A 19,765-nucleotide genomic window follows, 5' to 3' on the forward strand; every position below is an offset into this window, starting at 1 on the left:
TAGCGTGAGTGCCATGGACATCTCCCCGCGCGCGAGCTTCCTCCCTCGTGACGATCCTCGACGGAGCGTGCGCCGGTCACCCCGCAAAGCTGGTTGCGCACATCCCCACGCCGCATCCAGTCTTGGCGCGAGGTGAACGAGCCGCCCGACAGATGGAGACACGATGAGCACGGCCAAGAGGACGGGCACCCCCTCGCCTGAGCTGCACGCCGCCGACAGCCACGATCTGATCCGCGTGCACGGCGCGCGCGTGAACAACCTCAAGGACATCAGCATCGAGATCCCGAAGCGCCGCCTGACGGTGTTCACCGGCGTCTCCGGCTCGGGCAAGAGCTCACTGGTGTTCGACACGATCGCCGCGGAGTCGCAGCGGCTGATCAACGAGACCTACAGCGCCTTCGTGCAGGGGTTCATGCCGACGCTGGCGCGCCCCGAGGTCGACGTCCTCGACGGTCTCACCACCGCGATCAGCGTCGACCAGCGGCGGATGGGCGGCGACCCCCGCTCCACGGTCGGCACCGCCACCGACGCCAACGCGATGCTGCGCATCCTCTTCAGCCGGCTCGGCAAGCCGCACATCGGCCCACCCAGCGCGTACTCCTTCAACACCGCCTCGGTCCACGCCAGCGGTGGGATCACGGTCGAACGCGGTGCCGCCAAGACCAAGACCGTGAAGGCGACCTTCAACCGCACCGGCGGCATGTGTACGCGCTGCGAGGGCCGGGGCTCGGTCTCCGACATCGACCTCACCCAGCTCTACGACGACTCCAAGTCGCTCGCCGAGGGCGCGTTCACCATCCCCGGCTGGAAGTCGGACAGCCAGTGGACCGTGCAGGTCTACGCCCAGTCCGGCTTCGTCGACCCGGACAAGCCGATCCGCCAGTACACCAAGAAGGAGCTTCAGGCCTTTCTCTACGGGGAGCCGGTCAAGGTCAAGGTCAACGGCGTCAACCTCACCTACGAGGGGCTGATCCCCAAGATCCAGAAGTCGTTCCTGTCCAAGGACAAGGAGTCGCTGCAGCCGCACATCCGGGCGTTCGTGGAGCGGGCGGTCACCTTCACCGTCTGCCCCGAGTGCGAGGGCACCCGGCTGACCGAAGGGGCCCGCTCGTCGAAGATCAACCGGAAGAGCATCGCCGACGCCTGCGCGATGGAGATCAGAGACCTGGCCGAGTGGGTCCGCGGCGTCAAGGAACCGTCGGTGGCGCCGCTGCTCACCGCGCTCCAGCAGACCCTCGACTCCTTCGTGCAGATCGGTCTCGGCTACCTCTCGCTCGACCGGGCGTCGGGCACGCTGTCCGGCGGCGAGGCGCAGCGCGTCAAGATGATCCGCCACCTCGGCTCCTCGCTCACCGACGTCACCTACGTCTTCGACGAGCCCACCGCGGGCCTGCACCCGCATGACATCCAGCGGATGAACAACCTGCTGCTGCAGCTGCGGGACAAGGGCAACACTGTGCTCGTCGTGGAGCACAAGCCGGAGGTGATCGCGATCGCCGACCACGTCGTCGACCTCGGTCCCGGCGCCGGTACGGCGGGCGGCACCGTCTGCTTCGAGGGCACCGTCGAAGGGCTGCAGGCCAGCGACACCATCACCGGCCGCCACCTCGACGACCGGGCCTCCCTCAAGGAGGAGGTGCGCAAGTCCACCCGCGCGCTGGAGATCCGCGGCGCGACGGCGAACAACCTGCAGGGCGTCGACGTCGACATCCCGCTCGGGGTGCTCAGCGTCATCACGGGCGTCGCCGGCTCCGGCAAGAGCTCGCTCGTACACGGGTCGATCCCCACCGACGAGGGTGTGGTGTCGATCGACCAGAGCCCGATCCGCGGCTCGCGACGCAGCAACCCGGCGACGTACACCGGCCTGCTCGACCCGATCCGCAAGGCGTTCGCGAAGGCCAACGACGTGAAGCCCGCGCTGTTCAGCGCCAACTCCGAGGGCGCCTGCCCCACCTGCAATGGCGCCGGCGTCATCTACAGCGACCTGGGAATGATGGCCGGCACCGCCACCACCTGCGAGGACTGCGGCGGTAAGCGTTTCGACGCCTCGGTGCTCGAGTACCGCCTCGGCGGGCGCGACATCAGCGAGGTGCTCGCGATGCCGGTGACCGAGGCCGAGGAGTTCTTCGGCTCCGGCGAGGCGCACACACCGGCCGCGCACAAGATCCTCGAGCGGCTCGCCGATGTCGGGCTCGGCTATCTCACCATCGGCCAGCCGCTCACCACCCTGTCCGGCGGCGAGCGTCAGCGGCTCAAGCTGGCCACCCACATGGGAGACAAGGGCGGCGTCTACGTCCTGGACGAGCCGACGACAGGCCTCCACCTCGCCGACGTCGAGCAGCTGCTCGGCCTGCTCGACCGGCTCGTCGACTCCGGCAAGTCGGTCATCGTCATCGAACACCACCAGGCGGTCATGGCACACGCCGACTGGATCATCGACCTCGGCCCCGGCGCCGGCCACGACGGCGGCCGCCTCGTCTTCGAGGGCACCCCCGCCGACCTGGTCGCCGCCCGCTCCACCCTCACCGGCGAGCACCTCGCGGCCTACGTCGGCGGCTGACCGAGGCCCCTGCGGACACCGTGGACGGGTTCGAGGCGCGGAGCAGCGCCTCGAACCCGTCCGCGGTGTATGGCGGCGCCTACCGGACGAGTTCCCACGCGCTGTCGCGTCCGCCGAGGCGGTCGGTGAGCTCGTCGTCCTCAACGGCGGGGCGGGTGTACCGCGTTGCCGGCATCGACTCGCCGCACAAGTACCTGAGCGATCAGCCTCCGACGGCGCCCGTGGTCCCCCGGATCTCCAGTGCGGGCGGGGCGAGGTGGACGCGGCCAGGAGTGCCGGGTGTGTCGAAGCGGTCGAGGAGACAGCGGGCCGCGCGGCGGCCGACCTCGTGGCCCGCATTGTCGACGGTGGTGAGCCAGACGTGGCGCAGCCGGGAGATGCTCGTGTTGTCGTAGCCGGTGACGGAGAGGTCGCGGGGGACGCTCAGGCCGATTTCCTCGGCGGCCGACAGCGCGCCGACCGAGGCGATGTCGTTGACGGCGAGGATGGCGGTGGGCCGCCGCGGGCCGCTGAGCAACCGCACCGTGCTGCGGTAGCCGCCCTCCTCGGTCATGTCGCTGGGCTCGACGATCGCTCCGTCCGCGAGCCCGTGCGCCCGCATCGTCGCCTCGAAGCTGGCCCGGCGCAGCTCGCCGACGGCGCCGTAGCCCGCGATGTGCGCGATCCGGCGGTGGCCGAGGCCGATGAGGTGCTCGGTGATCAGCCGTGCGCCCCGCTCGTCGTCACCCGCCACGACGTCGACGCCGGGCGGTACCGGCTCGCGGGCGCCCGCGACGACGACCGGGATGCTCTCGGCGACCCTGCCGAGCGCGGCCGGGTCGGGCAGGGTGCCGACCACGACCAGGCCGTCGACCCCGAGGTCGAGCAGTGGTCCGGCCGGGTCCTGGCCGGTGCGGCGGTTGAGGCGGGCGTCGGCCAGGAGCATGTGCAGGCCGTTGTCGTGCAGCAGCGGGTTCAGGCCGTCGAGGAGGTCCACGAACCACGGGTTGCGCAGGTCGTTCAGGAGGACGCCGACCGTGCGGGTGCGCTGTTCGCTGAGGCTGCGCGCGGCGGCGTTCGGCCGGTAGCCCAGTTCCCGTACGGCCCGCAGCACGGCCTCGCGCTTCTCGGGGCGCACCTGGTCGGAGCCGCGCAGCACCAGGGAGACCAGCGACTTGGAGACACCGGCCTGGTCGGCCACATCGCGGATCGTCGGCGGTCTGGTGTCCGGACTCGTCGGCGGTCGCATCTCTGGACCGTTCCATGCGTCACTCGCGCTTGTCAAAGGGTTGACACCAGGTAGAACCCCGCTCAGGGTGGCCTGGACAGATTATGGACCGGTCCAAAGAAGGGCTGTCATGGTGGATGCGCTCGGTGTCGCCGTCGTCGGATTCGGCTGGATGGGCCGGGTGCACACCCAGGCCTACTCCCGTGTCCGGCACCACTATCCGCAGTTGGCCCTGCGCCCGGAGCTGGTGACGGTCGCCGAGGAGGTCCCGGGCAGGGCCGAGGAGGCCGCCGCGCAGTTCGGGTTCGCCACCGCGGTCCGCGACTGGCGCGAGGTGGCCGCCGACCCGCGCATCGGGGCGGTGAGCATCACCGCCCCGAACTTCCTGCACCGCGAGATCGGCGTCGCGATGGCCGAGGCCGGCAAGCACATCTGGATCGAGAAGCCGGTGGGCCTGACGGCGGCGGACGCGGGCGCGGTGGCCGACGCGGTCGCCAAGGCCGGCGTCCAGGGGACGGTCGGTTTCAACTACCGCAACGCACCCGCCGTGGAGGCGGCCCGCGAGCTGATCGCCTCCGGTGAACTGGGCGCGGTCACGCATGTCCGCGTCCGCCTGTTCAGCGACTACGCGGCGCACCCCGAGGGCGCGCTGACCTGGCGGTACGAGCGGGAGCGCGGCGGCAGCGGAGTGCTGGGCGACCTGGCCTCGCACGGCGCGGACCTGGCCCGCTATCTGCTCGGCGACATCGAGTCGCTCACCGCCGACACCGCGATCTTCGTACCCGAGCGGGCCCGCCCGACCGGCGCGACCGCCGGCCACACCCGGGCCTCCGGCGGCGAACTGGGCCCGGTCGAGAACGAGGACTACGTCAACTGCCTGCTGCGCTTCGCCACCGGGGCCCGCGGTGTCCTGGAGGCCTGCCGGGTCTCGGTCGGCGAGCAGAACAACTACGGCTTCGAGGTGCACGGCACCAAGGGCGCGGTGTTCTGGGACTTCCGCCGGATGAACGAGCTGGGCGTCAGCCGCGGCACCGCGTACCAGGACCAGCCCGTCAGCACGGTGTATGTCGGCCCGGGCGACGGGGAGTTCGGCGCCTTCCAGCCGGGCGCCGCCAACGCCATGGGCTACGACGATCTGAAGGTGATCGAGGCGTACCGCTTCCTGCGTTCCGTCGCCGAGGGGAAACCGCACGGGGCCACCCTCCAGGACGCCGTGCACAGTGCGGCCGTACTCGATGCCATGGCGCGGTCGGCGGAGAGCGGCACGTGGGTCAACTTGGCGGTGTCGTAGGCGTGTTGTTCAACGCCGCGGTGTCGTAGGCATGTTGTAGGGCGTGACGATCTGGATCGCGGACGGCAGTGCCGGACCGGCGGGCGGCAGGGCGTCGTGGGCCCGCATGACAAGGCGGCAGGCTTCACGCATGTCCTGGCGCAGGTCGTGGTGGAGCACGGCCGACAGGCGCTGTTCGCGCAGCAGCCGGGTGTTGTCGTGGTCGAGGTCGTGGGCGATGAACACGGCGCACTCGCGGCCCAGGTCCGCGAAGGCGCGCAAGGTCGCGATGTTGCCGCCGCCGATCGAGTAGACCGCTCTGATGTCCGGGTCGCGCTTGAGCGCGGCCCGGACGAGGTCGTACTCGGTGGCGTCCAGGCCCTGTCCCTCGGCGATCTCGACGAGGGTCCGCTCCGGGTGCCGGGCGCGCATCGCGCCCCGGAAGCCCATCTCGCGCTCCTCCTCGTTGCGGAAGAAGCCGCTGCTGAGGCTGGTCAGCACATTGCCGGGCCGGTCGCCGAGCCACTGGCCCATGAGGTAGGCGGCCGTCGCGCCCGCCGCCCGGTTGTCTATACCGACGTAGGCGAGCCGGGCGCTGGCGGGCAGGTCGGTCACCAGGGTGACGACGGGTATGCCGGCGGCGACGAGCCTGCCGACGGCGGCGGTCACCTCGGGCACGTCCGGGGCCTTGAGGATCACGCCCTGCGAGCCGCGCCGGGCTATCCGGTCCAGTATCCCGACCAGCTCCTCCCCCTGCCCGGTCTCACGGAAGTGGAAGCGTGAGCGCACGACGGCCGGGTGCAGGTCGGGCAGCTCGGCCTCCAGCGCGGCCCGCACGGCGGTGGTGAACCTCTCCGGTGCCTGCATCACGATGTCGATCATGAACGTACGGCCGACCAGCCGGACCTGGGTGCGCTGCCGGTCCAGATCGGCGATGGCCAGGCGGACCTCACGCACGGTGCTGTCACGCACCCCGCCCCGGCCGTTCAGGACCCGGTCCACGGTGGCCTCGCTGAGACCCGCCTGACGTGCTATTTCCCGGATCGGGAAAGGGTGACCCATGCGGCGGCTCCCTGAGGGGTTTTTGATGGGTTGCTGCTGGTTGTTCGAAGGGTTTGTCATGACAAGAATGACAGAGCCGCACCACACCGTGATCCGAGGGGACGACGATGTCCTTCACTTCCGCAGAACGCCGCGCCTGGCTCTCCGAGCAGGACTGCGACCTCAGCGCCTTCCGTGCGCTGGTCGAGCGGCCGACCGACCTCTCCGAGTTCCCGTACGCCTCCTCCGTGGAGCGGAACGTCCTCGTCTACGACAGTGACCGGCTCCGCAAGGCCGTGGCCGCCGGAGAGCGCCGTGAGGTCCAGGCCGAGCTGGTCCGGGCGTTCGCCGAGGGGCCCGGCATCGCGGTCCTCCAGGGCGCCTTCCCGGACACGTCGGTCGTCGACCGTACGACCGCGGTGTTCGACGCCCTGATCGCCGAGCAGCGTGCCTCGGGCGCGGGCGCCGGGGACCACTTCGCCAAGCCGGGGGCCAACGACCGGGTGTGGAACGCCCTGGAGAAGGCCGCGCTCTACGACCCGGAGACGTTCGCCGACTACTACGCGAACGACATCCTGGCGCTGGTGTCGGCCGCCTGGCTCGGCCCCGGCTACCAGGTCACCTCGCAGATCAACGTGGTCCACCCGGGCGGCGCGGCCCAGACCGTGCACCGCGACTACCACCTAGGCTTCCTCAGCAACGAGGCCGCCGCCGGCTACCCCGCCCATGTGCACCGCCTCTCCCCCGTGCTCACGCTGCAGGGCGCGGTCGCGCACTGCGACATGCCGGTCGAGTCGGGGCCAACGATGTATCTGCCGCACTCGCAGAAGTACGAGCCTGGCTATCTGGCCTGGCGACTGCCCGCGTTCCAGGCCTACTTCGAGGCGCACCACATCCAGCTCCCCCTCGCCAAGGGCGATGCCGCCTTCTTCAACCCCGCGCTCTTCCACGCGGCCGGCACCAACCGCACGGCGGACGTCCGGCGCATGGCCAACCTGCTCCAGGTGTCCTCCGCGTTCGGGCGGGCGATGGAGACGGTCGACCGCGAGGCGGTGAGCAACGCGGTCTTCCCCGTGCTGCTCAAGCGCAAGTCCGAGGGCGCGGGCGAGGAGTGGCTGGACACGGTCGTCGCCGCCTGCGCCGAGGGCTACCCCTTCCCCACCAACCTCGACAGCGACCCGCCGCTCGACGGTCTGGCACCGCTCTCGCAGGCGGCTGTCGTACGCCGGGCGGTGCGCGAGGAATGGACCCCGGAGGCGCTCCGCGAGGAGCTGCGGGCCGGTACCGAACGACGCGAAAGCTGAGGAACAACATGGGACTTCTCGACGACAAGGTCGTCCTCGTCAATGGCGGCAGCCAGGGCGTGGGCGCCGCCATCGCTCGCGCCGCGGTGCGCGAGGGCGCGGTGGTGGCCGTCAGCGGCCGCCGACCCGAGCCCGGTGAGGCCCTGGTGGCCGAGCTGACCGGGGCGGGCGGCAAGGCGATGTTCGTACGCGCCGACCTGTCGGACGCCGAGCAGGCGAAGGCGGCCGTGGCCGAGGTGATCGCCGCGCACGGCCGCGTCGACTGCCTGGTGAACTCCGCCGGGCTCACCACCCGCGGCACCCTGCTCGCCACCACGCCGGAACTGTTCGACCAGCACATCGCGATCAACCTGAAGGCGCCGTTCTTCGCGATGCAGGCTGCGGTGGCCGACATGGTGGCGCGCAAGGCGCCGGGCACCATCGTCAACATCGGCTCCAACTGCGCACACGGCGGGCCGCCCCACCTGGCGGCGTACTCCGCGGCCAAGGCCGGTCTGGCGGGCCTGACGCGCAACGCCGCGCACGCCCACCGCTTCGACCGGGTCCGGATCAACGACCTGAACATCGGCTGGACCGCGACCGAGGGCGAGGACGCGACCCAGAAGGCCTTCCACGGCGCCGGGGACGACTGGCGGGAGGAAGCCGCCGCGAAGCTGCCGATGGGCAAGCTCGGCCAGCCGGACGAGATCGCCGACTTCGTCGTGTTCCTGCTGTCCGACCGGTCCGGGGTGGTCACCGGTTCGGTGATCGACTGGGACCAGAACGTCCTCGGCGCCCTCGGCTGACTCCCCCTCGCAAGACACCCGCACCTCCCAAGGAGCAACACCCTCATGCGTATCGGAATCCTCGGCCTCGGCCGCATCGGCGCCTTTCACGCCGAGACCCTCTCCGGACTCGACGTCGTCGAGTCGCTCGTCCTCACCGACCCCTTCGCTGACGCCGCCAAGACCGCCGCGGAGCGGTTCGGCGGCGAGGTCGTGGACTCGCCCGAGGCCCTGCTGGCCGCCGGCGTGGACGGCATCGTGATCGCCGCCGCCACGGACGCCCACCCCGGGCTGATCCTGGCCGGGGTCGAGGCCGGCATCCCCGTCTTCTGCGAGAAGCCCGTCGCCAAGACCATGAGCGAGGGCGTCCAGGTCCTCAAGGCCGTCCAGGGCAGCGACGTGCCGATCCAGATCGGCTACAACCGCCGCTTCGACGCCGGCTTCGTCGCCGCGCGCGCCGCCGTGCACTCCGGTGAGCTGGGCAAGCTGCACACCGTACGGTCGACCACGCTGGACCCGGCGCCGCCGCCCGCCGCGTACATCGCCGCCTCCGGAGGCATCTTCCGGGACTGCTCCGTGCACGACTTCGACATCATCCGCTGGGTGACCGGCCACGAGGTGACCGAGGTGTACGCGGTCGGCGGCAACCGGGGCGCCGACTACATCAAGGCGGCGGGCGACGCCGACACCACCGGCGCGATCCTCACCCTCGACGACGGCACCATCGCGGTGGTCTCCAACTCCCGCCACAACGCCCGGGGTTACGACGTCCGCATGGAGATCCACGGCTTCACGGACTCCATCGCGGTGGGCCTGGAGGACAAGCTGCCGCTGCGTTCCGTCGAGCCCGGCGTGACCTTCCCCGCGGGTACCCCGCACGACTTCTTCATGGACCGCTTCACGGCCGCCTACCAGGCCGAACTCACCGCGTTCACCGAGGTCGTGGCCGGCACCCGGCCCTCCCCGTGCACGGTCGCCGACGCCCTGGAGGCCGGCTGGATCGCCGATGCCTGCACACTGTCCCTGCACGAGCACCGCCCCGTCACGATCCAGGAGGTACGGGAAGCATGAGCGAACAGGGCCGGGAACCACTGCGCATCGGAGTGCTGGGAGCAGCACGGATCACCGAGAACTCGCTGATCGGCCCGGCCCGGTCGACCGGCCACCGCGTCGTCGCGGTGGCCGCGCGCGACCGCTCTCGCGCGCAGGCGTACGCCGCCGCGCACGGCGTCGAGCGGGTGGCGGACTCCTACGCCGACCTGCTCGCCGACCCGGAGGTGGAGGTCGTCTACAACCCCCTTGCGAACGGCCTGCACGGACCGTGGAACCTCGCCGCCCTGGCGGCGGGCAAGCACGTCCTGTCGGAGAAGCCCTCGGCGAGCAACGCCGAGGAGGCGGCCGAGGTACGGGAAGCGGCAGCCAAGGCCGGCACGGTCTTCATGGAGGCCTTCCACTACCTCTTCCACCCGGTCACCCGGCGCCTGCACGAAATCCTCGAGAGTGGTGAACTCGGCGAACTGCGGCGCGTGGAGACCGTGGTCGCGATCCCCGCCCCGCCGGACACCGACCCGCGCTGGTCGCTGGAACTGGCGGGCGGCGCCGTGATGGACCTGGGCTGCTACAGCCTGCACGCGGTGCGGATGCTGGCCCCCTGGGCGGGCGGCGCGCCACGGCTCGTATCCGCCCGGGGCGGCGAACGCGCCGGCGCGCCGGGTGTCGACGAGTGGCTGGACGCCGACCTGGCCTTCCCCGGCGGCGCCACCGGCTCCGCCCGCTGTCACATGGCGTACGACGAGCTGGAGATGAGCTGCCGGATCGTCGGCTCGCGGGGCGAGGCGACCGCGCCGAACTTCGTACTGCCGCACCGGGACGACCGGGTCGTCGTCCGCACCGGCGACGGCGAACGCACCGAGCGCCTGGGCACCCGCTCCTCGTACACCTACCAGTTGGATGCTTTCGCCGCCCGGGTGCGCGGGGGCGCCCCGCTGCCGCTGGACGCGGACGACGCGCTGGCGACGATGACGCTGATCGACGAGTGCTACCGCGCGGCGGGCTTGGAGCCCAGGCCGCGTGTTTCAGGGCTGCGGTAGACGAACGACGGACGGCTCCCTGGTCGCCTGCTGCCACGCCCGGACGGTCTCGTCCGGGCGTTCGGCATGGGCTTGAGCGAAGGCTCACGTCGGCCGGCAGCGGCCGGGCGAGTTGCGGTTCATGGGGCTCGGGATCGCGGGCCGCCAGGCGCCGGAGGACCGCCGGGCTGCGCTCCGTGGCCATCACGGCCTCGGGTCCGTCTCCGGCTCGCTGGTGGCAGCGGGCCCGGTCGTCCACGGCGTCGGCGAGAAGGACGTCGTAGGCCCCGGGTCGGTCGGCCGCGAGGTCGAAGCTCAGGCCCGCCGGTTTCCGCCTGGCTCTCAACTCCCCGTCCAGCGCCTCGATTTCGTCGAGGACGGAAGCCAGGCGGACCAGGGCCACGATCAGCCGACGCACCCCTTGGCACGGGTCTCGCTCGACCAGCCCACGGGCCTCGTCGGCCGCCGCTTCCCCGCGGGCCAGCCAGCCCGTGACAGTGGCCCAGGGACGCTCAACGCCGACGCCGAGGCCACATCCCCGGGTGAGCGGCCTTCCGCAGGATCAGGAGGCCGCACTCGAAGGCCGTGAAGAGGGCAGCCCCGGCCTTCCGGGTCCTCTCACGCGCCGCAGGACCGGAGGAACTTGCGGGTGCGCACTGCGATCGGCAGCGGCTTGTCCGGCTCGCACGGGTACATGTCCTGCTCGACGATCGCGAACAGCTCGACGCCCAGCCGCTGCGCCGCGACCAGCACCGGCTCCAACTCCGGTACGCCGGAAGGCGGTTCGCACATCACTCCGCGCTGTACGGCCGGACCGAAGGGAACCTCGTTCTTGACCACGTCGGCGAGGATCTCCGGGTCGACCTGCTTGAGGTGCAGATAGCCGATGCGTTCGCCGTACGTCTCGATCAGCTTGACGCTGTCGCCGCCGCAGTAGGCGTAGTGCCCCGTGTCCAGGCAGAGGTTGACGAGTTCGGAGTCGGTCGAGTCGAGGAAGCGCTCGACGTGATCCTCCGTGTCGATGTGGGTGTCCGCGTGCGGGTGGACGACGATGTCGAGACCGTACGTCTCCTTGACCTCGTGCCCGAGACGCTCCATGCCCTTGGTGAGGTGGGCCCACTGCTCGCCGGTCAGCTCCGGCGGCTCCAGGATCTCCGCGGTCTTGTCGTCCCGCCAGAAGGACGGGATGACGACCAGGTGCTTCGCGCCCATCGCCTGGGTGAGGGCGGCGACCTGGCTGACGTGCTCCCAGGTGGAGTCCCAGACGGAGTGGCCCCGGTGCAGGCCGGTGAAGACCGTGCCCGCGGAGACCTTCAGATCGCGCTTGCCGATCTCCTCGGTGAGCCGGGCCGGGTCGGTCGGCAGATAGCCGTACGGACCCAGCTCGATCCAGGGGTAGCCGGCCTCGGCAACCTCGTCCAAGAAGCGCTGCCACGGCACCTGTTGGGGATCGTCGGGGAACCAGACACCCCAGGAGTCCGGGGCGGAGCCGACCCGGATGCGGTCCAGAGAGGGACGGTCGGACATGTCAGGAGGTCCCTTCGGGGGAAGCGGTCGCCGGAGCCTTGAGGTCCTTCACCTCGGGCAGCTCCTCGACATCGACGCCGCGGACTTGGGCCAACTCGTGCTTGAGTGCGGCGAGTTCGGTGCCGCCGGCCATGTGGTTGGTGAGTTCTTCGAGGGTGATTTCGCTGCGTTCGGCGGAGAGTTCGAGGGTGCCCAGGCGCAGGACGCTGAAGTGGTCGCCGACCATGTAGGCGTGGTGGGGGTTGTGGGTGATGAAGATGACGCCGAGGCCGCGGTCGCGGGCGGCGGCGACGTACTTGAGGACCACGCCGGACTGCTTGACACCCAGCGCCGCGGTCGGCTCGTCGAGGATCAGCACGCGGGCGCCGAAGTAGACGGCGCGGGCGATGGCGACGCACTGGCGCTGGCCGCCGGAGAGGGTGCCGATGGGCTGTTCCAGGTTGTCCAGGATGATGCCCATGTTGCGGAGCTCCTGGTCCGCGGTCTTCTTCATCTTCTCGATGTCGAGACGGCGGACGGGCCAGGGGCCCTTGGTCATCTCGGAGCCGAGGAAGAAGTTCCGCCATACCGGCATCAGCGGGACGGTCGCGAGGTCCTGGTAGACGGTGGCGATGCCCTTGTCGAGGGCCTGGCGGGGGGTGGTGAAGTGCACCGGTTGGCCGTCGACGAGGAACTCGCCCTCGGTGTGCTGGTGCAGCCCGGAGATGATTTTGATCAGGGTGGACTTGCCGGCGCCGTTGTCGCCGAGCACGCAGGTGACCTGGCTGGGGCGGACGGCGAGGTCCACGCCGTGCAGGGCGCGGACGTTGCCGTAGGACTTGCCGGCGTTGCGCAGCTGGACGAGGGGGGCATCCCCGTCCTGGTCCTGGGGCGCGGTGTCCTGGAGGATGGCGCCGTGGGTGCCGGATCCGTTGGAGTTCGTCATTGCGGTTACCTCCGGGTCGCGGTGCGCTGGACCCACAAGTTGATGAGGACGGCGCCCAGCAGCATCACGCCGAGGAAGGCCTTGAACCAGTCGGGGTTCCAGCCGGCGTAGACGATGCCCTGCTGCACCATGCCGAACATGAAGGCGCCGAAGACCGGGCCGATCGCACTGCCCGCGCCGCCGGTCAGCAGGCAGCCGCCGATCACGGCCGCGGAGATGTAGATCAGCTCCTGGCCCACGCCCTCGCCGGACTGCACGGTGTTGAAGGAGAACAGTTGGTGCATGCCGATGAACCAGGCACCGAAGCCGACCAGCATGAACAGCGAGATCTTGGTGAAGGCGACCGGGACACCCACCGCGCGGGCGGAGTCCTTGTTGCCGCCGACCGCGAAGACCCAGTTGCCGTACTTGGTGCGCAGCAGCACCCAGGTCGCGATCGCGGCGAAGACCAGCCACCAGATGATGGTGATCTTCACCTGCACGCCGCCGACGTCGAAGGACGAGGCGAAGACCTTCTTGGCCTGGTCGAAGCCGTCCATGCTGCTGATGTCGTCGGTCGCCACGTTGCCGGTGACCAGCTTGGTGACGGCGAGGTTGACGCCCTGGAGGATCAGGAAGCTGCCCAGGGTGACCAGGAAGGACGGCAGGCCGGTCTTGACCACCAGCCAGCCGTTGAGGAACCCGATCCCCAGCGACACCACCAGGGCGGCGATCACACCGACCCACACGTTCATGCTCAGCTGGTAGGCAAGCATGCTCGCGGTGAGCGCCGAGGTGATCACCGCGACACCGGCGGACAGGTCGAACTCCCCGCCGATCATGAGCAGCGCGACGGGCAGGGCCATGATGCCGATGGTCGAGGACCCGTACAGGACGTTCGCCATCGAGCTGGCCTCACGCACCGGCGGCGCCGAGATCAGGAAGAACACATAGACCGCGGCCGCACCGAGGAAGACACCTATCTCGGGCCGCGCCAACAGCCGTATCGCCAGGGGACGTTCAGCGGTCCGGCCGTCGGTCTGCTTCGGGCCGGAGGCCGGCGGTGTGGTCACCGCCGGCTCGGCATGCTGGGTCATGCTCATCACCGGGTTCCGTTGGCCGCGAACTTGGCGACGCTTTCGACGTTGGTCTTGTCGACGAAGGCCGGTCCGGTCAGCACGGGCTGCTCACCGCCGCCGCTGTAGTTGCCGTTGTTCTTGTAGAGCCACAGCGAGTCGACCGCCAAGTAGCCCTGGAGGTAGGGCTGCTGGTCCACGGCGAAGTCGATGGTGCCCTTGCTGATGGCTCCCGTCAGGTCCTTGTTGAGGTCGAAGGTGGCGATCTTCGCGCTGCTGCCCGCGTCGGACACCGACTGCACGGCGGTCAGTGCGAACGGGGCGCCCAGGGTGACCACGTAGTCGATGGCCTTGTCCTGCGTGAGCTTGGCGGTGATCGTCGACTTCACGGACGGCATGTCGGTGCCGTTGACGTTCAGCGTCTCGACGGTGCCGTTGAACGTCTTCTTCACGCCGTCGCAACGCTGGGTCAGGCCGATGTTGCCCTGCTCCTGGATGACACAGACGGCCTTCTTGGAGCCGAGCGTGTTCAGCCTGTTGCCGAGCGCCTCGCCGGCGACGGTCTCGTCCTGGCCGAAGAACTCCAGCAGGCCGAGGCTCTTCCAGTCACTGAGACCGGAGTTGAGGCCGACCACGGGTATGTTCGCGGCCTTCGCCTTGCTCACGACGTCCTTCAGGGCGTCCGGCTTGGCGAGGGTGATCGCGATGCCGTCGACCTTCTGGTCGATCGCGTTCTGCACCAGGTTGGCCTGGTTGCCCGCGTTCGGGTCGGCGGAGTAGATGAGCTTGATGTTGTCCTTGGCCGCTGCGGCCTCGGCGCCCTTGCGGACGATGTCCCAGAACGTGTCGCCGGGCGCCTGGTGCGTGACCAGGGCGACCGTCATACGCGGGGTGGTGGCCTTGCCCGCGGAGGCGCCGTCGGCGCTTTCCTCGGACTTCTTGCCGCCCGAGCTGCTGGAGCAGCCAGCGAGGGTCAGGGCCGCTGCCGCGGCCACGGCTACGAAGGGGGCCATTCTGCGGGAGCGGGTCTGAGAAGAGCGGTCCATCTTTCCTGCACCTCACTGTGCTACGGGGGAAATGGAGCACGGATCACGAGGATCCGGGGGCCCGGGATCTGCGGAGATTCGGGTCGTGTGCGGCGAAAAAGAAGCTGTTGCGCTGGGACGGAATCCAATCCCTGGGCGCGCCCGCTGTCAATACTTTGTTAAGACATCATTTCACAAGCAGGTCCGAATGTAAGTACAAACTATTGACATCGTCGCCCTCCGAGACCTACACCTGAGAGGCGGCAAGCCCCCTGGGACCCGCACACCCCCAGCAGCCCGAGGAGCGTCGCGCATGGCCGAGTCAGCCCAGTCCTTCGATCTGATCACTATGGGCCGCATCGGGGTCGATCTCTACCCCCTCCAGGCCGGCGTGCCCCTGGAGCGGGTGGAGACCTTCGGTAAATTCCTCGGAGGTTCGGCCACCAACGTGGCGGTCGCGGCCGCCCGGCTCGGCCGCAGCACCGCGGTGATCACCCGCACCGGCGACGACCCCTTCGGCGTCTATCTGCACCAGGCGCTCAGGGAGTTCGGCGTGGACGACCGCTGGGTCACGCCGGTCGCCGAGTACCCGACCCCGGTCACGTTCTGCGAGATCTTCCCGCCGGACGACTTCCCGCTGTACTTCTACCGGCAGCCCAAGGCGCCCGACCTGGAGATCCGCACCGAGGAGCTGGACTACTTCGCGATCCGCACGGCCCGGGTCTTCTGGATCACCGGCACCGGCCTGAGCGAGGAGCCGAGCCGCTCCGCGACGCTCGCCGCCCTCAAGGCGCGCGACAAGGCAGGCATCACGGTCTTCGACCTCGACTGGCGCCCGATGTTCTGGAAGGACCCGGAGGAGGCCCGCCCGTACTACGCCGAAGCGCTGCGTCACGCGACAGTCGCGGTGGGCAACCTCGACGAGTGCGAGATCGCCACCGGCGTCCGCGAGCCCCGCGCCTGCGCCGAGGCGCTCCTTGACGCGGGCGTGGAACTCGCCGTCGTCAAACAGGGCCCCAAGGGCGTCCTGGCCATGCACCGCGACGGCAGGACCGCCGAGGTGCCGCCGGTCCCGGTCGAGGTGCTCAACGGCCTCGGTGCGGGCGACGCGTTCGGCGGCTCGCTGTGCCACGGACTGCTGTCCGGCTGGGAGTTGGAGAAAACCATGCGCTACGCCAACGCGGCCGGCGCCCTCGTCGCCTCCAGGCTCGCCTGCTCCTCCGCGATGCCGACCGAGTCCGAGGTCGAGGACCTGCTCGCAGGCGCCGCGGTGGGCGCCCGAGCGGCCGGCTGAGCACGCCGTGGAGTACGCGGCCGAACGAGCCACCCCTGAACGGAGTTTCTCTTGAGCATCAGCATCCCCGACCTGGTCACGGTCAGAGCCCGGCATCCGGAGGCCGTCGCCGAGGCGGCCGCCCGCCGGGTGCGCCGCCCGCTGCTCGGTGACAGCGGCCGGCTGATGATCGTGGCCGCCGACCATCCGGCGCGCGGCGCCCTCGGCGTCGGCGACCGCCGCACCGCCATGGCGAACCGGGCCGACCTGCTGGAGCGCCTGTGCATCGCGCTGTCCCGGCCGGGCGTCGACGGGGTGCTGGCGACCGCCGACATCCTGGAGGATCTTCTCCTGCTCGGGGTCCTCGACGGCAAGGTCGTGATGGGCTCGATGAACCGTGGCGGCCTGGCCGGCGCGTCCTTCGAGATGGACGACCGGTTCACCGGCCACCGCGCCGAGGACATCGCCCGGCTCCGCTTCGACGCGGGCAAGCTGCTGCTCCGTATCGACTACGACGACCCGGGCTCGCTGACCACCCTGGAGTCCACCGCCCGGGCCATCGACGACATGGCGGCACGCCAACTCCCGCTGTTCGTCGAACCGTTCATCTCCCGCCGGGTCGACGGCGCGGTCCGCAACGACCTGTCCGCCGAGGCCGTGATCCGCTCCATCGCCATCTCCTCGGGCCTGGGCGGCACCTCCGCCTACACCTGGCTGAAACTCCCCGTCACCCACGACCCGGACGACATGGCCGAGGTACTGGAGACGTCGACTCTGCCCACCGTCCTCCTCGGCGGCGAGGTCGGGGACGACCAGGAGGGCGCGTACGAGAAGTGGCGCAAGGCGCTGCGCCTGCCCACCGTCCAGGGCCTGGTCGTCGGCCGCTCCCTGCTGTACCCCGCCGAGGGCAGCGTGGCGACGGCGGTGGACACGGCCGTGGGTCTGTTGTGAACCGGAGGCACACGATGACCAGTGCGTATCACCTTCCCGCCGGCAAGGCCCTGGGCGGCCCCTACGTCGTGGACGTCACCCCCGAGTCCGCCGTCTGGGGCTACTCCAGCCTGCGGATCCTGGAGCTGCCGCCCGGCGGCGGGCACACCTTCGACACGGACGACAGCGAGTGGATCGTGCTGCCGCTGAGCGGTTCCTGCACCGTCGCCGCCGACGACGACCTCGGTCACGAGACCTTCCAACTGCGGGGCCGCGACAGCGTGTTCACCGGCGTCAGCGACTTCGCGTACGTCCCACGGGATTCCCGTACGACGATCTCGTCGACCGGCGGCGGACGCTTCGCCCTCACCGGCGCGCGCTGCACCCGCCGGCTGCCCGCCCGCTACGGCCCGGCCTCGTCGGTGCCGGTGGAGCTGCGCGGCACCGGCAACAGCTCCCGCCAGGTCAACAACTTCGGCGCGGCCGGGGTCTTCGAGTGCGACAAGCTCATCGCCGTCGAGGTGATCACCCCGGGCGGCAACTGGTCGTCCTTCCCGCCGCACAAGCACGACGAGCACCGGCCCGGCGAGGAGTCCGTCCTCGAGGAGATCTACTACTTCGAGTTCGCCGACCACGAGGGCACACCCGGCCTCGGCTATCAGCGCGTCTCCCCGTCCGGGCAGGGCCGTAACACCGATGTCCTGGCCGAAGTGCGGGGCGGCGACGTCGTGTTGATCCCCGACGGCTGGCACGGGCCCTCGATGGCCGTGCCGGGCCACCACATGTACTACCTCAACGTCATGGCGGGTCCCGAGGACGAACGCTCCTGGCTGATCTGCGACCACCCGGATCACGCCTGGGTCCGCGACACCTGGCCCGAGCAGCCCGTCGACCCCCGCCTCCCCCTCTACACGGCACCGGAGAAGTCCTGATGAGCACCCCCACCCGCCGTCTGACCGTCGCCCAAGCCCTGGTGCGCTTCCTGTCGGCGCAGTACAGCGAGCGCGACGGCGTGCGGCACCGGCTGATCGCCGGTACCTGGGGCATCTTCGGCCACGGCAATGTGGCGGGCATCGGCCAGGCGCTCCTGGAAGCGGGCGAGGAGACGATGCCGTTCCACCAAGGCCGCAACGAACAGGCCATGGTGCACGCGGCGGTCGGCTACGCCCGCCACCTCGACCGGCTGTCCGCGCAGGCGGTCACCACGTCCATCGGACCGGGCGCCACCAACCTCGTCACGGGGGCCGCGCTCGCCACGGTCAACCGGCTACCGGTGCTCCTGCTGCCCGGCGACTACTTCGCCACGCGCGCCGCCGACCCGCTCCTCCAGCAGCTGGAGCACCCGGTCGAGGCGGACCTGTCGGTCAACGACACGCTGCGTCCGGTGTCCCGCTACTACGACCGGATCACGCGCCCCGAGGCCCTGATCCCGTCCGCCCTGAACGCCATGCGCGTGCTGGCCGACCCCGTCGAGACCGGAGCCGTGACTCTCGCTCTGCCGCAGGACGTTCAGGCCGAGGCGTACGACTGGCCGGAGGAGTTCTTCGCCGACCGCGTGTGGCACGTACGACGTCCCGCGGCCGACCCGTTCGAGCTGGCGGAGGCGGTGGCGGCGATCCGGGCCGCCGAGCGCCCGCTGATCGTCGCGGGCGGCGGGATCCACCACAGCCGTGCCGAGGAGGCGCTGAAGGCCCTGGTGGACGCCACCGGCATCCCGGTCGCGTCGACCCAGGCGGGCAAGGGCTCACTGCGGTACGACGATCCGGCGGATCTGGGCGGTATCGGCCACACCGGTACGGCCGTCAGCGACGACATCGCGCGCACCGCGGACCTGGTCATCGGCGTCGGCACCCGCTACACGGACTTCACCACCGCGTCCAACACCCTCTTCCAGAGCCCGGACGCCCGGTTCGTCAACCTCAACATCGCCGCGTTCGACGCCCACAAGCTGTCGGCGCGTCCGCTCGTCTGCGACGCGAGGGCGGGGCTCACAGCGTTGACGGAGGCGCTGACCGGCCACCGTGTGAACTCGGCTTACGAGGCCGAGTACCGCACCGGCAAGGAACGTTGGGAGCAGGTTGTCGACGCCGCTTTCACCGCCGACGACGAGAACGCCGTACCGACCCAGACCCAGCTGCTCGGCGCCCTCGACTCGGTCGTGGGCGACGACGACGTGGTGATCAACGCCGCCGGTTCGCTCCCGGGCGACCTGCACAAGCTGTGGCGGGCGCGCAGCCGTCGCCAGTACCACCTGGAGTACGGCTACTCCTGCATGGGCTACGAGATCCCGGCCGGCATCGGCGTCCAGCAGGCCGCCCCGGGCACACCTGTCTGGTCGCTGGTCGGCGACGGCACCTACCTGATGATGCCGACCGAGATCGTCACCGCCGTCCAGGAGGGCCTGCCCGTCAACCTGGTGCTGATCCAGAACCATGGCTACGCCTCCATCGGCGGCCTCTCCGAGTCGGTCGGCGGCGAACGCTTCGGCACCGCCTACCGCTACCGCGCCGCCGACGGCACCTTCTCCGGCGCGCCGCTTCCGGTCGACCTCGCCGCCAACGCGGCCAGCCTCGGCATGGACGTCCTGCGCGCCAAGACCGTGCGCGAACTGCGCGAGGCGCTCGCCACGGCCCGCGCCTCCGACCGGCCGACCTGTGTCTACGTCGAGACCGACACCGTCACCCCGACCGCTCCCCCGGCCGAGGCCTGGTGGGACGTCCCGGTGGCCGAGGTGGCGTCCCGCGAGGCCGCGACGACCGCCCGCGAGACCTACGACCGCCAAGTGGCCGACCGCCGCCGGCACCTCTGAACTCCC

Annotated in this window: 17 protein-coding genes; 11 read left to right on the forward strand and 6 right to left on the reverse strand. The window is 70.4% G+C overall.

Annotation, left to right across the window (positions count from 1 at the left end):
• The first annotated feature begins 163 nt into the window (after positions 1-163).
• A complete protein-coding gene (locus tag OG246_RS37100) occupies positions 164-2,560 on the forward strand; it encodes an excinuclease ABC subunit UvrA (RefSeq protein WP_266473227.1) in 2,397 nt (798 codons plus the stop codon).
• Positions 2,561-2,762: 202 nt separating this feature from the next.
• On the opposite strand, the gene OG246_RS37105 is transcribed toward OG246_RS37100, so the two are convergent.
• A complete protein-coding gene (locus tag OG246_RS37105) occupies positions 2,763-3,788 on the reverse strand; it encodes a LacI family DNA-binding transcriptional regulator (protein ID WP_266473229.1) in 1,026 nt (341 codons plus the stop codon).
• Between the two features lie 109 nt (positions 3,789-3,897).
• On the opposite strand from OG246_RS37105, the gene OG246_RS37110 reads away from it, so the two are divergent.
• Positions 3,898-5,058, forward strand: a complete 1,161-nt coding sequence (locus tag OG246_RS37110) for a Gfo/Idh/MocA family protein (protein ID WP_266473230.1) — start codon at positions 3,898-3,900, stop codon at positions 5,056-5,058.
• A gap of 9 nt (positions 5,059-5,067) precedes the next feature.
• Here the strand turns inward: OG246_RS37110 and OG246_RS37115 are convergent, their stop codons facing one another.
• Positions 5,068-6,099: a LacI family DNA-binding transcriptional regulator gene (locus OG246_RS37115; RefSeq protein ID WP_266473232.1), complete on the reverse strand. Its 1,032-nt coding sequence runs from the start codon at positions 6,097-6,099 to the stop codon at positions 5,068-5,070.
• Between the two features lie 107 nt (positions 6,100-6,206).
• On the opposite strand from OG246_RS37115, the gene OG246_RS37120 reads away from it, so the two are divergent.
• The 5 genes from OG246_RS37120 to OG246_RS37140 all read left to right on the forward strand — a co-directional run bounded on the left by OG246_RS37120 (position 6,207) and on the right by OG246_RS37140 (position 10,804).
• Positions 6,207-7,382, forward strand: a complete 1,176-nt coding sequence (locus OG246_RS37120) for a phytanoyl-CoA dioxygenase family protein (protein WP_266473234.1) — start codon at positions 6,207-6,209, stop codon at positions 7,380-7,382.
• Positions 7,383-7,390: 8 nt separating this feature from the next.
• Positions 7,391-8,167 carry an SDR family oxidoreductase gene (locus OG246_RS37125; protein ID WP_266473239.1) on the forward strand — a complete coding sequence of 259 codons (777 nt, stop codon included), beginning with the start codon at positions 7,391-7,393 and terminating at the stop codon, positions 8,165-8,167.
• 45 nt (positions 8,168-8,212) lie between these two features.
• Positions 8,213-9,217 (forward strand): Gfo/Idh/MocA family oxidoreductase, encoded by a 1,005-nt coding sequence (locus OG246_RS37130; protein WP_266473240.1) that lies wholly within the window; start codon positions 8,213-8,215, stop codon positions 9,215-9,217.
• Entirely contained in the window at positions 9,214-10,236 is a 1,023-nt protein-coding gene (locus OG246_RS37135) for a Gfo/Idh/MocA family protein (protein WP_266473242.1), read from the forward strand. The genes OG246_RS37130 and OG246_RS37135 overlap by 4 nt, the downstream gene beginning before the upstream one ends.
• 121 nt (positions 10,237-10,357) lie before the next feature.
• Positions 10,358-10,804, forward strand: a complete 447-nt coding sequence (locus OG246_RS37140) for a hypothetical protein (protein ID WP_266473243.1) — start codon at positions 10,358-10,360, stop codon at positions 10,802-10,804.
• A 29-nt stretch (positions 10,805-10,833) separates the two neighbouring features.
• Here OG246_RS37140 and OG246_RS37145 read toward each other — a convergent pair whose 3' ends face one another.
• The 4 genes from OG246_RS37145 to OG246_RS37160 are packed head-to-tail and all read right to left on the reverse strand — an operon-like array spanning position 10,834 to position 14,768.
• Positions 10,834-11,742 carry a sugar phosphate isomerase/epimerase gene (locus OG246_RS37145; RefSeq protein WP_266473244.1) on the reverse strand — a complete coding sequence of 303 codons (909 nt, stop codon included), beginning with the start codon at positions 11,740-11,742 and terminating at the stop codon, positions 10,834-10,836.
• 1 nt (position 11,743) lies between these two features.
• Positions 11,744-12,667: an ATP-binding cassette domain-containing protein gene (locus OG246_RS37150; RefSeq protein WP_266473245.1), complete on the reverse strand. Its 924-nt coding sequence runs from the start codon at positions 12,665-12,667 to the stop codon at positions 11,744-11,746.
• Between the two features lie 5 nt (positions 12,668-12,672).
• The gene (locus OG246_RS37155; protein WP_266473247.1) at positions 12,673-13,749 is read right to left on the reverse strand and encodes an ABC transporter permease; all 1,077 of its coding nucleotides are present in this window, start codon (positions 13,747-13,749) and stop codon (positions 12,673-12,675) included.
• A complete protein-coding gene (locus OG246_RS37160) occupies positions 13,749-14,768 on the reverse strand; it encodes a sugar ABC transporter substrate-binding protein (protein ID WP_266473249.1) in 1,020 nt (339 codons plus the stop codon). The genes OG246_RS37155 and OG246_RS37160 overlap by 1 nt, the downstream gene beginning before the upstream one ends.
• Before the next feature lie 292 nt (positions 14,769-15,060).
• Here OG246_RS37160 and iolC point away from each other — a divergent pair, with 292 nt between their 5' ends.
• The 4 genes from iolC to iolD are packed head-to-tail and all read left to right on the forward strand — an operon-like array spanning position 15,061 to position 19,759.
• Positions 15,061-16,041 carry a 5-dehydro-2-deoxygluconokinase gene (gene iolC, locus OG246_RS37165; RefSeq protein WP_266473251.1) on the forward strand — a complete coding sequence of 327 codons (981 nt, stop codon included), beginning with the start codon at positions 15,061-15,063 and terminating at the stop codon, positions 16,039-16,041.
• A 51-nt stretch (positions 16,042-16,092) separates the two neighbouring features.
• The gene (locus OG246_RS37170) at positions 16,093-16,971 is read left to right on the forward strand and encodes a deoxyribose-phosphate aldolase (RefSeq protein ID WP_266473253.1); all 879 of its coding nucleotides are present in this window, start codon (positions 16,093-16,095) and stop codon (positions 16,969-16,971) included.
• 14 nt (positions 16,972-16,985) lie between these two features.
• Entirely contained in the window at positions 16,986-17,882 is an 897-nt protein-coding gene (gene iolB, locus OG246_RS37175; RefSeq protein WP_266473255.1) for a 5-deoxy-glucuronate isomerase, read from the forward strand.
• On the forward strand, positions 17,882-19,759 hold the full coding sequence (gene iolD, locus OG246_RS37180) for a 3D-(3,5/4)-trihydroxycyclohexane-1,2-dione acylhydrolase (decyclizing) (protein ID WP_266473257.1): 1,878 nt from the start codon (positions 17,882-17,884) through the stop codon (positions 19,757-19,759). Before iolB ends, iolD begins: the two co-directional genes overlap by 1 nt.
• The last annotated feature ends 6 nt before the right edge of the window (positions 19,760-19,765 follow it).

This window comes from Streptomyces sp. NBC_00620 (assembly GCF_026341825.1).
Lineage (GTDB): Bacteria > Actinomycetota > Actinomycetes > Streptomycetales > Streptomycetaceae > Streptomyces.

Excerpts from the sequence above, each read along its gene's own strand:
- OG246_RS37100 (WP_266473227.1), top strand. The coding sequence starts at position 164 with ATGAGCACGGCCAAGAGGACGGGCACCCCCTCGCCTGAGCTGCACGCC.
- OG246_RS37105 (WP_266473229.1), bottom strand. The coding sequence starts at position 3,788 with ATGCGACCGCCGACGAGTCCGGACACCAGACCGCCGACGATCCGCGAT.
- OG246_RS37110 (WP_266473230.1), top strand. The coding sequence starts at position 3,898 with ATGGTGGATGCGCTCGGTGTCGCCGTCGTCGGATTCGGCTGGATGGGC.
- OG246_RS37115 (WP_266473232.1), bottom strand. The coding sequence starts at position 6,099 with ATGGGTCACCCTTTCCCGATCCGGGAAATAGCACGTCAGGCGGGTCTC.
- OG246_RS37120 (WP_266473234.1), top strand. The coding sequence starts at position 6,207 with ATGTCCTTCACTTCCGCAGAACGCCGCGCCTGGCTCTCCGAGCAGGAC.
- OG246_RS37125 (WP_266473239.1), top strand. The coding sequence starts at position 7,391 with ATGGGACTTCTCGACGACAAGGTCGTCCTCGTCAATGGCGGCAGCCAG.
- OG246_RS37130 (WP_266473240.1), top strand. The coding sequence starts at position 8,213 with ATGCGTATCGGAATCCTCGGCCTCGGCCGCATCGGCGCCTTTCACGCC.
- OG246_RS37135 (WP_266473242.1), top strand. The coding sequence starts at position 9,214 with ATGAGCGAACAGGGCCGGGAACCACTGCGCATCGGAGTGCTGGGAGCA.
- OG246_RS37140 (WP_266473243.1), top strand. The coding sequence starts at position 10,358 with ATGGGGCTCGGGATCGCGGGCCGCCAGGCGCCGGAGGACCGCCGGGCT.
- OG246_RS37145 (WP_266473244.1), bottom strand. The coding sequence starts at position 11,742 with ATGTCCGACCGTCCCTCTCTGGACCGCATCCGGGTCGGCTCCGCCCCG.
- OG246_RS37150 (WP_266473245.1), bottom strand. The coding sequence starts at position 12,667 with ATGACGAACTCCAACGGATCCGGCACCCACGGCGCCATCCTCCAGGAC.
- OG246_RS37155 (WP_266473247.1), bottom strand. The coding sequence starts at position 13,749 with ATGAGCATGACCCAGCATGCCGAGCCGGCGGTGACCACACCGCCGGCC.
- OG246_RS37160 (WP_266473249.1), bottom strand. The coding sequence starts at position 14,768 with ATGGACCGCTCTTCTCAGACCCGCTCCCGCAGAATGGCCCCCTTCGTA.
- iolC (WP_266473251.1), top strand. The coding sequence starts at position 15,061 with ATGGCCGAGTCAGCCCAGTCCTTCGATCTGATCACTATGGGCCGCATC.
- iolB (WP_266473255.1), top strand. The coding sequence starts at position 16,986 with ATGACCAGTGCGTATCACCTTCCCGCCGGCAAGGCCCTGGGCGGCCCC.
- iolD (WP_266473257.1), top strand. The coding sequence starts at position 17,882 with ATGAGCACCCCCACCCGCCGTCTGACCGTCGCCCAAGCCCTGGTGCGC.